Source organism: Bradyrhizobium sp. CIR48, assembly GCF_014198315.1.
GTDB lineage: Bacteria > Pseudomonadota > Alphaproteobacteria > Rhizobiales > Xanthobacteraceae > Bradyrhizobium.
Genome location: NZ_JACIHG010000003.1, coordinates 346447 through 359200, shown reverse-complemented (window position 1 = coordinate 359200; position 12754 = coordinate 346447). Strand labels below are relative to the sequence as shown.

The 12754-nt window shown below is 55.8% G+C and carries 7 protein-coding genes and 3 pseudogenes; 3 read left to right on the top strand and 7 right to left on the bottom strand.

Translation table 11 applies throughout. The features are described 5' to 3' along the window. Positions 1–278: 278 nt before the first annotated feature. Positions 279–1466, bottom strand: a complete 1188-nt coding sequence (locus GGD66_RS11805; protein WP_183257824.1) for a Xaa-Pro peptidase family protein — start codon at positions 1464–1466, stop codon at positions 279–281. A 730-nt stretch (positions 1467–2196) separates the two neighbouring features. On the opposite strand from GGD66_RS11805, the gene GGD66_RS11800 reads away from it, so the two are divergent. Both GGD66_RS11800 and GGD66_RS42205 read left to right on the top strand, forming a co-directional pair. Continuing rightward, on the top strand, positions 2197–2538 hold the full coding sequence (locus GGD66_RS11800) for a hypothetical protein (protein WP_183257823.1): 342 nt from the start codon (positions 2197–2199) through the stop codon (positions 2536–2538). A gap of 49 nt (positions 2539–2587) precedes the next feature. Continuing rightward, positions 2588–3769, top strand: a pseudogene (locus GGD66_RS42205) (methyl-accepting chemotaxis protein). A 52-nt stretch (positions 3770–3821) separates the two neighbouring features. Here the strand turns inward: GGD66_RS42205 and GGD66_RS11785 are convergent. Continuing rightward, positions 3822–4775 carry a polysaccharide deacetylase gene (locus GGD66_RS11785; protein WP_183257820.1) on the bottom strand — a complete coding sequence of 318 codons (954 nt, stop codon included), beginning with the start codon at positions 4773–4775 and terminating at the stop codon, positions 3822–3824. Between the two features lie 133 nt (positions 4776–4908). Beyond that, positions 4909–5704 (bottom strand): annotated as a pseudogene (locus tag GGD66_RS11780) (SDR family NAD(P)-dependent oxidoreductase). A 953-nt stretch (positions 5705–6657) separates the two neighbouring features. Between GGD66_RS11780 and GGD66_RS42395 the strand changes: the two are divergent. Continuing rightward, positions 6658–6932: pseudogene (locus tag GGD66_RS42395) on the top strand (hypothetical protein); the annotation flags it as partial. 2105 nt (positions 6933–9037) lie between these two features. Here GGD66_RS42395 and GGD66_RS42200 read toward each other — a convergent pair. The 4 genes from GGD66_RS42200 to GGD66_RS11760 all read right to left on the bottom strand — a co-directional run bounded on the left by GGD66_RS42200 (position 9038) and on the right by GGD66_RS11760 (position 12690). Further along, entirely contained in the window at positions 9038–9757 is a 720-nt protein-coding gene (locus GGD66_RS42200; RefSeq protein ID WP_183257819.1) for a CHAP domain-containing protein, read from the bottom strand. Between the two features lie 55 nt (positions 9758–9812). Further along, on the bottom strand, positions 9813–10556 hold the full coding sequence (locus GGD66_RS11770; protein ID WP_183257818.1) for a serine protease: 744 nt from the start codon (positions 10554–10556) through the stop codon (positions 9813–9815). Between the two features lie 86 nt (positions 10557–10642). Next, complete coding sequence (locus tag GGD66_RS11765; protein WP_183257817.1) at positions 10643–11644, bottom strand: caspase family protein; 1002 nt, start codon at positions 11642–11644, stop codon at positions 10643–10645. Between the two features lie 8 nt (positions 11645–11652). After that, complete coding sequence (locus tag GGD66_RS11760; protein WP_183257816.1) at positions 11653–12690, bottom strand: hypothetical protein; 1038 nt, start codon at positions 12688–12690, stop codon at positions 11653–11655. Between the last annotated feature and the right edge of the window lie 64 nt (positions 12691–12754).

Here is a 12754-nt window from a genome sequence, read left to right as displayed (position 1 = left end):
CAACGCGGTAAGGTGATCGTGGCCAGCTTGGTGAACGGCACTAATACCAGCGCCTACAATCATGAGGGCGAGTTCATTCTGCAAACTCGCTCGCTCTTGTTGTTGTCTCAGGAAGGCTGAAGAAACGAAAAGCCGCCGAACCGGACATGCTGGAGACGAGCATGTGAAGACGTACCGCGCAGCCGATCGCAGGGACCACGCTAGAATAGTCGTGCCAGGTAAGCGGTGCGACCGGCCTTGCGCGGGCCCTGGATCAGCAGCATCGTAACCATGTCCTCTTACTTAATGACCAATTGTCGCGGGAATGTTGTCAGGTCTTCCCGACCTGTTGCAGTCACAATGAAAGACTGTGTAATCGTGACGCCGTTCTCGCCGAGCCATAGTCCTGGCATCATGTGAAATGCCATGCCTTGCTCAAGAACAGTGAGATCGCTGCTGCGCAAACTCGCGGTGCGTTCCCCCCAAGTCGGGGAGAAACCGATTCCTATCGAGTAACCGAGCCTTGCTTCCTTGTGAAAGCCGTGCCGGGCAATCGTAGCTTGCCAGATCCGTTCAATATCCGCACAAGTGACACCAGGTTTCACCTCAGCCAATGCCGCTTCGATACCTTCGACGACGGCGTTGGAAAGCCTGAGATACGAGTCAGGAGGCGAGCCAAGGAATATCGTGCGACTGATGGGGGCATGATAGCGCCGCCGGCAGCCAGAAGTCTCGACATTCACAGGAACATTCGTGCCGATTGGACGATCCGTCCAAGGCGCATGCGGTTCGCCTGATCGAGAGCCGGTGAGCAAATAGGTCGGGCTCGAGGGTAGAACACCGCCGAATTCTGGCGTGCCGGCGATCATGCGCTGGTAAATCACTGATGCCAGATCGCATTCCCGGATGCCCGGTTTTGCTGCCTCGATAGCGTCGGAAATCATCGCGTCCGAAATCTTACCGGCCTCCCGCAGGATTGCGAGTTCGGCTGGACTTTTGCGAATGCGAATCCAATTGATGAGGAGTTCGGCATCAACGAAGCGCACGTTTGGGACAGAGCCAATGAGCTTGGTATGGGCCCTTGCCGTATAATAGAACGAGCCCGTCTCAGTCCCGATGGCCTTAAGGGTTGGGCAAATCTCTTTGAGTTGTGCAACGAGGAAATCGACTGGATCGCGTTCTGATGATTGCACATATTCGTCGGTATAGGGGCGGATGGCCTTTTCAGAAAGACGTGTCATCCGCCGTACCGACACCGCATCCATGAACCGACCGATCCAGACCGGTTCATCAAGGTCGCGATGTACTACCAGCATTTGAAATACATAGTAGGAATAAGCCTCGTATCCTGTGAGATAATAGATGTTCGATGGTTCGCTGATGAGCAGCGTATCCATCTCACGCCGTTCCATTTCCTTCTTGACCAATGCCAAACGACGGGAAAATTCCTCTCTTTCGAATGGTATTCCATCTCCGGTCGGGTTCATAACTTAGTTCCTTTGTCTACCAAGATATCGTCGCCGATCGTCTCCGAGCGGCCATTCATAGAACACTCCCGGGCGGAAGTCAGCGGGAGGCGTATCCGAAACACATCGACAGGTCGCCTCGGATCGTCACACGACCTGCCCGGACCAATCGTCTGGTCATGTGGCTCTCGCTCTCTGTCTCCCTCCATGCTCCTGCCGTTTGTCCCCTTCATGGGATGCGCGAAGACACGATCTCATGTCACTTTGGACAGTAACGATGTCTCGATACCATATAGTGCAATGAATTCGTTGCTCACGCTTAAATCCCGCAGGGTGGGGCGGTCGTCGACGTATTTCAGCGGCTGGCTTGGTTAGAAGGGCGAAACACCACCGCCTCGTGGATGGAAGAGAAAGGTGTCGGCCTGCGGGAATTGCACTATCATTCAAAATTGCGGTTCGTCCATATTCGGTCAGCCTGGATCGGCGACGCGACTTATCGAATAGCGATGCTCGAACGCGGAAAGGGCTGCGCCGGAGCTCGACAAATTGCACCAATTTGCTTCGATCGGCTGCTACTATGCATCACCGCTTATTCAGGAGCGGTAGCTTCTTGCCAATACCTCAACTCAGCAGCCGCAAGGCCGCGCAGCGGCATAGGCGAGAGCATGCTTAGCCATTTCTACCGAATCTGTATGGGCCGGTATGCGGCGACGTCTGGCGCAGCAAACGCGATCTCCAGGAAAGGCGAGGGTTGCAGTACAACCTGGTGATGCTTGGGTGCGAGTTCAACGAGAACGACGGCTTTCAAGGCAAGCTACGCAATGCCGTTCACGCTATTGAGCAGCGGCTGACGGAACTTGACCAGCCACGCCTGACGATGCTGATGATGCGCCGGCACGAAAAGGATTTCATCCATGGCGGCGATGACAAATATGCCGATCAACTGGCGGAGAGGGAGGCCGAATTCGAAACCGTACTCACTAAGGCTGAGCTGCCTGCGGAGGTAAAATATCGAATTCTCAAGCTGATCCGCGTCTATAAATCGAGCTTCGCGTCCTTTGGTAACACAGCAGGCCTTGAGCGATCAGATTGAGGATCTTGGAGAAATATATCACCGAATCCGCCCAACGCTTACGAGAATCATGGCTGCAGCCAATGCGCGCTCGCGGGCTACGGAACTGCGATCAGAGGAAATTCGGCGGTCGCTGATGTGGATGATTGGACTTTCAACCATACTTGTAGGTGTCATGGCGCTGCTGTTCGGCCAGCGTATAGCAAAGACTGTCACGTCGATGACCGCGGCAATGCGCCAGCTTGGTGAGGGCCAGTTCGATGTTGTTTTGCCGGGACTTGGACGAAAAGATCAACTTGGCGAGATGACCGAAGCAGTCGAGATGTTCAAGCGGAAAGCTCGCGAGAGAGCAGAAGCAGGACTCGAAACCAAGGCCGAACAGGATCGTGCCGCCGCCGCGCAGCGTAAGGCGGATATTGTGCGGCTCGCCGGAGAATTTGAGTGCGTCGTCGGCAAGGTCATCGATACTGTTTCATCCGCATCGTATGAACTCGAGAGCTCCGCCCGCAGTCTAACCCGCACGGCTGACCAGAGCCGGCAGCTCTCGGTCGAAGTCACCGCCTCATCCGAAGACGCATCGGCCAACGTCCAGCGCGTCGCCGCAGCGACAGGCGAGATGGCTGGAACTATAGTCGACATCGGCCGGCAGGTGGAACAAGTGGCCAATGTAGCGGGCGAGGCGGTTCTCAAGGCAGAACTGAGCGACCAGCGCATTGCCGCTTTGGCCGCTGCCGCGGAGCGCATCGGCAGCGTTGTCGAGTTGATCGCCGCGATCGCCCAGCAAACAAACTTGCTTGCGCTGAACGCTACGATTGAAGCGGCACGTGCATGAGATCTTGGCAGGGGATTTGCAGTCGTCGCCCAGGAAGTGAAATCTCTTGCCACGCAAACCGCGCTTGCGACCGGCGAGATCAATAAGCACATCAGCGCCATTCAAGCATCGACGAATGAGTCGATCGCCGCCATTAGCGAAATCGGTGCGACTGTCGGGAGCATCTTGGAAATCGCCAGAACTGTTGTCAACTCCATCGGGGAACAAGAAATAACGAGCAAAAGCATCGCTGGCAATGTGCAGGAAGCAGCGGCCAGAACCAGCTCTGTGGCGGCAAGGGCCAACGAAGTCACTAACGGAGCAATGCAAACCGAAGAAGCGTCAAAGCAGGTGCTCACATCCGCCGAGTTGATCTCAGAAGAGAGCTCTCGGCTGAAGCACGAGTTGGACGACTTCCTAGCCAGAATCCAGATTGCTTAGGTTGGCAGGCCAGTTCCTCGAGCGGACTCAGCCATTCTTGGACAGGGACTCCTCAAGGTTGACAGAGGGTACCCGGCCCTAAGTCTGATGCCTGATATCCCGCGACTACGGCGTCCCGGACAGGCGCCGCGTAGTAGGGAACCTGATCAATGCGTGGTTTCCATTTCCCAGAGGATATGACGTCCTGGACGTGCAAGGCGATTTCAGACATCGAAGCGAACCAGACGTCGCCTTTTTCAATCATGTGCTTGATCAGCGGCTCAATGGCTGCACATCGTGCAAGTCGTCCGCTCACCGGTGGGTGCCATACACACATCCACATTCCCTTGAATTCCCACGCGGCGTCAAATTCCGATTTGAAGACATCGACCGCATGAGCAGGAGATTTTAGGGCTGTACTATAGCCAAAATCTCGCCAGCTCATGTAGTGATACCAATCTCCTAAGCCTTGGATACATGGTATCTCGATCAAAGACCCTCTCTCGTTTCGCAGCACGTATGGAATATCGTCGCCGTAAAGCGAGGTATCGTACAAGAAGTCCTGCTCGATAAGTAGGTCGATGGTATGCCTCGAGACACCGTTCGAGGCTATCATCGGTGTTCTATACCCAAGCGGCCTGCGACCTGATACGCGATTGATTATCTCGATGCCATGCCCGAGAATGTCGAGTTCCTGCTGACGGGACATGGCGTTGTTGTCATGGTGCAGGTAACCGTGATGAGCAATCTCATGCGATTGCTCGAGCATCAGTTCGACTGCCGCAGGGTAGTTTTCTATCGTCCAGCCAGGTACGAAGAACGTCAATGGGATTTCATATACTTTGAAAAGATCGACAATGCGAGGAACCGCGATTTCCGGATCGTATCGCATGAATGAAAGTGTCGCGACGTAATTGTCGGCGGTATCTGGGCGCGCAGCATGAACGGCGCTATCTGCATCGACGTCCCATGTAAAGGCCACAGCGCATCGTGCGCCGTTCGGCCAAGGAATTGGATTCTTAATCATTTCTAGTTTCTTTCCTTAGAGTTGGCTTCCGTAACAAATCTATGAAGGATTGTGCCCGGATACTCTCGTTGGGACGGGTAATTCTGCCAAAGGCCATCGACGTCACGGCAGGACATCTTGCCATCTGTCGCTGTCATAGCAATTGCGCTAGTTGCTGCTCGCCTGCGCTGTGGTTCAGGCGCACCGCCCGCGCACCAGTAATCTCGACCAAAGAGCCGCAAATGAAGGGCGCTTCATCGGAAGCCAGAAACGCCACAAGAGCCGCCACTTCCTCCGCAGAACCAACGCCTCCAAATGGGACAGCTTATTGAGGTCTTCCACCGTTCGATCAGATCGCTTTAGCCCCTCATCCATCATAGGCGTATGTGTCTCACATGGGCAGACTGCATTCACTCGCATCCCGTGAGGTGCATAGTCCCTAGCAAGGTTCTGTGTAAACGAGGCTACGGCAGCTTTGGTCACACTATAAGCGATGCTGCTAGGTGCTGGGCTCAGCCCCCATTGCGAAGAGATGTTGACGATCGCTCCTGAGCAGCGCTCGATCATTCGAGGCAGGATTACTCGGCAAAGATGAAATAATGCATCGAGATTAACTGCAAAACTCAACCGCCAGTCATCATCCGACAAGGAGGGCAGATCGCCACCTCGGAAAATCCCGGCGTTGTTCACCAAAACATCGATGCGCCGATGTCTTGAGAGGATGCCGTCGATCATTACGCGGGACGTGCTCGTATCACTTAGGTCGACAACAGCAGCCTCCCCCGCTCCGCTACATGCAGTGATATCGGTGACAACTGGCTGCAGATTAGGAGCTGACATGTCGGCTGCGACGACGGTTGCTCCTTCGCGCCCGAATCGTCTGCAGATCGCGGCTCCGATTGCACCGCCGCCGCCGTTACAACTGCGACTTTGCCCCCAAATCGCTCCATGAAGCTGCTCCCAGTCTTTCCGTTGCTCGCGTGGCCAGTACTATAGAGCGGGTCGGTACCGGTATCGGGCGTTATAGGGCTGACATACGCAGGATCGCTGCGGGGCTGCACGGATGACAATGCGCTGTCACGAGGCCGTAGCTTGACTGAGGCACGTTGAATGGTGGCAGCGGCGATGTTGGACGCGGCGATGTTGAACGCGGCACAAAACTGATTTGAGGGTGACCGCGTGTCGCCACCACGATAGCCAAAAGCAGAAATGAGATGCCGCGCATTCAGAAAGAAACTGGTCAAATCGGGACCGGCGACACCCAACGCAGTCGGAACTACGCTCGCGTGATTCGTGGGTCAATCGACATCATGGTTGCGGTGAGATGGCTCTCAACTGAAGCAGGATCTCGCTGAAAAGGTGCATTCTTATCGGATAAGCGCAGAAATGCTGCAGGCATGTCGGGCCAGCTCATCTGAACTCGATCGACCGCTCCGTCCCGCGGCGGCAAAGCTCGTCGACGGAAGTGACTGAGAAGAGCAGATGTTCGGGTTGTGAACGGCGAAACGTCGCGCTACAGTGGCGACGGCTGTTCGACAAAGTTGCGCAGTTAGCATTGGCAATGATTTAGGTCATTGGCGCTCGTTCCCAAGGGTTTTGTTAGGCTTCGATGTGCTGATGGGCAGATCCGTATCATCGTCTCTCGGCAGTCGTGATGGGAGGGGCCATAGGATGCTGGACGCCGCGACCGCTGCGCTCGTGCGCTCAGTGCTTGATGACGTATGCAAGAATCTTTCCCCATATGCGACCGGGATCCGTGCCCATGTCGCCTCAAGGATTCTAGAGGCAGCCAGCAACGGCGAGAGGACAAGGGATCGCCTTGAACAGATCGGGCGCGAAGCTCTCTCACAGGCGCCCACCATGTGGCCTTAGCTGCGCGACCAGGTGATAATTTGTCATTCAAGTGAGTTTCCGGGCTACTGTCCTCAAAATCCTAGTGAGTTTCCTGAGGGCTTCGCTTCACTTCTCGAACTCAAACGCGATATGGCTATCTTGGCCACGAGTGGCCGCGATTGGGCCGAGCGCACCAAGAGATTGTGAAGCTCGCGTGCCAGAGCGGGACATTATCTCGCAGAAGCGGCTTAGCGAACTGACGGCGGTTGGTGTATCACAACCAAAGGGCGCGCCATTCTCAACTTGATGGAAGCTCGTCCCGTCGCTGCGCAACCGGCGCCGGAAACGGGAGCAATCGCTAGGAGCAGATAGCGCTCGCGATTCCCCGTTCGCGAGAGGCTAAAGACGAAGGACATGTCTAATCGGAGGCAAACAAAATAGAGTCGCCTACGAACTCCCCGCGGCGTCGTCCAGAATAGCTTTGAGGCGCGCTGCTCCTTTTGCTAGCTCAAGATCGAGATCCGATTTCATCGCCCCGCGTAATCATTGCTGATGTCCGCGGGACGTTGGCGTAGTTCTGTCTGGCATTCCGGCCGGCAGAAGTTCGTGAGCCTGTATCTTAAAAGCATGCGTGTCATTCCCCCTGCCGCGATTCGTGCTTAGTCGCGTATAGAGGCGCTTGCCCCGTCGGCAGCGGAAGGGCATCGAGCGCGTCTGCGTAACGGCCCGACAATAGGCTGGAGGTCGACCAGAGAGCCGTCCCACATGCTGTGGGGTGTCGTTGTCTTCGTGCAGGCCGTGTCCTCGGAGCCCTTCGTTTGCAACACGACGTGCAGTTCTTGCCGCCCTGATCGCCATACGCTCACCAAGCAAAGGATGCTCCCGACAACCGGGAAGGTAAAGTGCGCGCAGCTTGTCATCCTTTGTGCCTGACCTGTCTTTCAGCATCGCGATGGTTGCCGGCAGGACTAGCACAATGCAGGTGCCCTTGTTGTTCAAATGCCGTCAATCGAGCGCGGCATCTTAGGTCGAGCGCGACGTCGATGTTGACGAAAGTGTGTAGTCATCGGTCAATTCGAGATCGCGACGAAAGAGGTGTCGCCGATTAGCGACCGGACAAGTGGAATCGTGCTGAAGGTCAACTCGGGCGTCCCGCGAGCGCTTCATCTCGTAAAGCAGGTGAAAGGCGCGCGGAGATGGAGTTATTTCTATTCCTTGCGAAAATCTCGGAGCTTTCGTACGTAGTAGCCGTGCCGTTGAACGGCTGATCTGATCTCCTGGCTGACGCCATTCATTCGAGCTTTCTTCTTTCGCCATTTTCGGAGCGCCTCGCTAGCGGGTATTGGCGAGCCTTGGGGGATGACCAGCAAATGATGTTTGTCGCTTACGTATACGTCGAACATGGTCGCCTCTTCCGAAGGTTCCTTGTCGTGACTTCCAAGCGCTTGGTGGGCATAGACAAAAACGTGACATCGCAGGATCGGCATTCAGGTGTCACCGGCCGCGGCGCGACAGCGAATTGTGAAAGCCCCCAGACCGGATGCTGTATAAAATTGACGTTTTGGAATTCGGCTGTCGCGCAACTCCTTTGGACCTAAGATCGGTGTAGGCGTTTAGTCGCGCACTGCGCCGTCGACTGTGCATGTCCCTGCGGTGGAAGCCGAGTCCTGATGCGATGGCGATCTTGCAATGGCAACCCAGCGCAAAGGAAGCGGAAGCGTCTGTCTACTCTGCGTCCTACCCTGGCCATTCGGCCTCTTTCAATCTACTGACGATATTGCGAGATGGGCTTCCTGCTTTCCGTACGCCGACGTGGCACGAACCTGATCTGATGACGAGTTGGGACTGAGTGCTGAGTATCAGCAGTGCGCTTCCTGCAGCGAGAAGCACCTTGGCTTTACGTCGGTAACGTCAAACGTAGTCCTGCCATTGCGCTCGCATAAGGCGTTTTCCGTCATCTAGTGCAGCATTTCTGCGCGATTTCCCGTCCGATCAGAAATGGAAATTCGCGCCGAACGAGCGCGCGGTGGTCTAGGAGGCTGACAGACAATGTGCGGCCTCGATAGGCCGCTGCTCGCATTGTAAGTGGCCGCTTTTGGCGGAATTAAGCGAAATCCAAGCCTCATCGGTTGAAATTCAGCAGCACGGGGCGTGAGTTCGCTGAAGCATCTGATGTCAAGTATTCAGTGGCGATACAATCTGCAAAAATTGGCACCCGGAGCGGAGATCTGGTCGTAAGCATGGAGATTACCGGCCAGGCGCATCTGACAAGCGCCGAAAGATGGCTGCGGAGCGCAGTATAGCGTTTGTCTTGGCACCCCACACTTCGTGAGCCGACTCTTTTCGAGTTGCGGTCCATTTGGACGCGGTTACGGTTGCGTATCGTTCATTGACGAATGACAAACGCATCGCGCGAGAGATTCGCAAACCGCGGCATCTGCATCGTGCCATCAGACGGGTCGTACGTAGGCAGCCAAATAGTGGATGCCAACTTTTCGGTCCTTCTTGGGGTTTATCGGAATCTGGGCGATTCCAATTTTGCTCTTGCGAAAACTAGGACCGCAATTTGTCTCGGACACTCCAACCTGGTTTCCGCCGAGGATGCTCAAGGTGTCGCCGCTGCGGGACACAAATAACCCGACGTGGCCATGAGCGCGATCGCCGACATCGCCAAACACGCAAATGTCTCCCTGTTGGGGTTCGGTAATGCGCGTTCCATAGCGGAGATAGCTTTGTGATGAAGCTGGATCGGATGGAACGCGCTTTCCGGTGCGCTTCAGGCACCAGGAGAGCGTTGCGGCACACCACGGCGTGCAATCGCCAGGGTAGGGGGTGTTCTTGTAGCCGATGTCATGGAAGAAGCGCACGATTAGCGGGTTTGCAAACGTCTTCCAACGCATGTTGAAGAGTTCACCGGTCGAGCCGACCTCAGTAATGCGCGACAGTTCTTCCATCACCGAATAGCAATCTTTTCCCTTCAACGAGTCGACAATACCATTTGCTGCCTTGAGATCCTCCGGACGGACAGGGTAACGACCACGGAGCCGTGGTGAAAAGTAATCTGTAAAAGAATACTCGCGATACTCGAGACGATCGTCGTCCGCTATTGCAGGCGATACGAGGAGCGTGCTCGCAATTCCGGTCAGAAACGTCCTGCGTGCTATTCTCACCTCAAGCCTCCTTTAGATGAACAAGGTGTGGAAATTGCTACAATCGAATGGATGGTCAGTGCTTGGCGGATGTGAGCTTGTCGATCCAATCGCGATAGGGCAGTACCCGCGTGTAAACCCCGAACTTTTTGGGCTGTCCGCAGTCGTCACCAAAGCTGACGATACCGACTAAGATCGGCTTCGTTCCGATAACAGCAACTGCCGGGCCTCCGCTATCATAGGTGCAGGCGTCGGCCCCGCCCTCCATCTCACCCGCACAAAACATGACGGACTTGATGGTCTTATTGTATGATTCCGGTCCATTGCAGGTCTTGTTCGTTTGATACGGCAGACTTACTTCTTTCAGCGTGTTGCTCTTTCGGTTCTCGACCGTATCAGTAACGCCCCACCCTGAGACGAGGATCTTGGAATCCGGGCGAAGTGCCGACCAGCCTGATGATGAGTCGGCGATAGCCAGTGAGCTCACTGCAAGTCCGTCAGCGCGGATCAGTGCAATGTCCCCGACAAGGCTTTGTTCGTCGTATCTTGGATAGGGCACCATTTGCGTGATCTTGTAACGCTGCCCTCCACTGTCCAAGGCGACGGAGCCAGCATAAATCTGGATATCAGTCGAGGCTAGGCCCACGACACAATGTGCAGCGGTTAGGACCCAGCCCGAGCCCAGGTGAGTTCCTCCGCAGAATTGCGCATAGAAATTCTCCGGTATGTCGGCTCTCAGAATGGCGACCTGCCATTGATGTGAATCCGGTGCGACGTCGCTTCCCTGCAGAATCTTGATTGAATCACGATCCTTCGCCATCCAATGTCGCATGGCCGCTTCATACTCGCGTGGCGCAGCCACAACTGCTGATGACAAAAGGGTTACGATGATAAGGATAGCCGCGGTTAGTTGGATGTACTTTCCGACTGTCGAAGCCATTGCAATGCCCGATAGGTAAGGGGACTGTTTCCATACTTCTTGACGAATTTCCGCATCGAGGCCTCTGAAGGGACACGTGTCGTTTCCTTCCAGTCTTCTCGCATGCGGGCTAGTACGGCATCAGAATAGTTTAGAAAAATCGCTCTGCTCATATCGAGCGTAACGTCGGGGTGGAAATTCGGCATCAGCCGCTGCATTTCATCCTGAACGGATTGCAATTGTTCGACGATGGTCTCATCGCTGCCTAGGAAGTGACTGAGCGTCTTGGTGTATGGACTGTTCGGATCGCCGTTATTGCCGCTAGCAACCGGAACGCCGAATTTGTTAGCGAAGCCGAACAGATACTCTCTGGGCTTCGGAGCGGGGCGGCGAAAAGAACCAAGACCCACTTCAGAGGAGCCCTGGCCGTCAATCGGATCCTCTGGAACAGCGGCATAGACGGCCATCTTGCGATCGAGAGCGAGGTCCGAACGGCAAGCATCCAGAAGACCGATCAGGGCACTTTCCTCAGCCAATTGATCAATCATGAATTCTATCGCCGCGCTCTCATATGTCGGGTCTTTTGCCCTCGTCTGGCCGGCGTCAATGCCAGCGATGAATTGGCGTCCAGACAGAACAAAACCATGACCGGAGAAGTAGACGACGACTACGGGCCGAACGTCCTGACTGGCGCTCTGTTCGGCACGCTTCTTGAGATCCTGAACTTCCTTGACGATATCGTCGTAACTCGCATTCGTTCGCACGATGACATCGAAGTGAAGCGCCCTAAGCTGCTTGGCGATCAAATCCGCGTCGTTAACAGCTGGGGATACCCCCGGATAGGAGCGGTAATCTCGATTTCCAATCACCAATGCATATTTGGGGACTGAAACCTCAGCCGCATTCACAAGTGATTGAGCGTTCACTCCGGACGCCAAGAACAGCATGATCAGCTGAAGCAAAGTCTGTCTGAGCAAGTGACCCGACATCGAAGCCTCTATTGAAACACCGCCATCAGTTGCCGTTCGGATAGTGGGACCACGATGAAGCGGCCATCAGCTCCGTGCGGTCCCGACACCACGACGTCCTGATTGTCGGCAGCCCTCACGCCGTCGTTGCCCTTCCGACCACTTGGTCTGCAGAATGGCAATTGGACTTCGCCCTCAGGTCCGCCGACTCCTGGGTCGCCGCCCTTACCACCCTTGCCTGCAGGACCCGGATCGGCACCAGGTGCTCGAAGTCGAATGAGTTTGACGTCATCCTCTCGCAGTCCGGCGAGGAGAAGGTCGCCGCCCGCACCGCCGGCCCCGCCCGGGCCGCCCGGGCCGCCTGGGCCACCATTTCCTCCATCTCCTCCTCGTCCTGGTCCGGCCTTGCAGTCAAAAACGCTCTGACTTGCCGGGCTACCCTTGGCCCCATCGCCTCCGCGGCCTCCGTCCTGTCCTCGGCCCCCGGGACCACCTTGCTCTCCTGCCAAGTCCACCGAAAGTGTCGCGCCGCTGGCCGCCTTGATGGCCTTTGCAAACAGGACAATCGATGGAGCAGCACGACCGGGATATCCGACATTCCCCTGCTGACCTGCGGCACCTGGCGCTCCGGGACTGCCGTCACCACGGCCGAAAGCTCCGTCAGGTGCTCTGAGGCGATCGGGCGGCACTTCCTTAACCGTACGTCGCGACCATGTTATTCTTGCGGAGCCATTCAGTTCGATCGTTTCGGCCACGATGAAGATGGGACCTGCGGTCACAACCGCGTCCGAGATAGTGAGGACGGAGTCGCCTGCGAAGCTTAGAGTGCGGGCGGCAATGACGCCTTGCTCAAACAGCATGGTCTTTTCGACCTTGAATTGGTCGGAGCTAAACCGCCAGATGTCAGAGGCCTGTTTGAGCTGCGAGAACACCTCGGCGGCTTGCCTGAACTCAGGCGTTGCTTGCTCTGCCGCAAATGCGGGGAGACTGCTTCCGACGAGAACGCAACAAGCGGATGCTGCCGCGAGCGCAAAAAGACCGTGGCGTGGGATGGTCGTAAACTTCATCAGCGGGGACTCCAACCGGCTAGATCACAGCGCTAGTCGCAAGAAAGTATCTATCTTCAGCTAC

Bases quoted from the DNA above. Each gene is read 5' to 3' on its own strand.
- GGD66_RS11805 (WP_183257824.1), bottom strand. From the start codon at position 1,466: ATGAACCCGACCGGAGATGGAATACCATTCGAAAGAGAGGAATTTTCC.
- GGD66_RS11785 (WP_183257820.1), bottom strand. From the start codon at position 4,775: ATGATTAAGAATCCAATTCCTTGGCCGAACGGCGCACGATGCGCTGTG.
- GGD66_RS11770 (WP_183257818.1), bottom strand. From the start codon at position 10,556: ATGGCGAAGGATCGTGATTCAATCAAGATTCTGCAGGGAAGCGACGTC.
- GGD66_RS11765 (WP_183257817.1), bottom strand. From the start codon at position 11,644: ATGTCGGGTCACTTGCTCAGACAGACTTTGCTTCAGCTGATCATGCTG.
- GGD66_RS11760 (WP_183257816.1), bottom strand. From the start codon at position 12,690: ATGAAGTTTACGACCATCCCACGCCACGGTCTTTTTGCGCTCGCGGCA.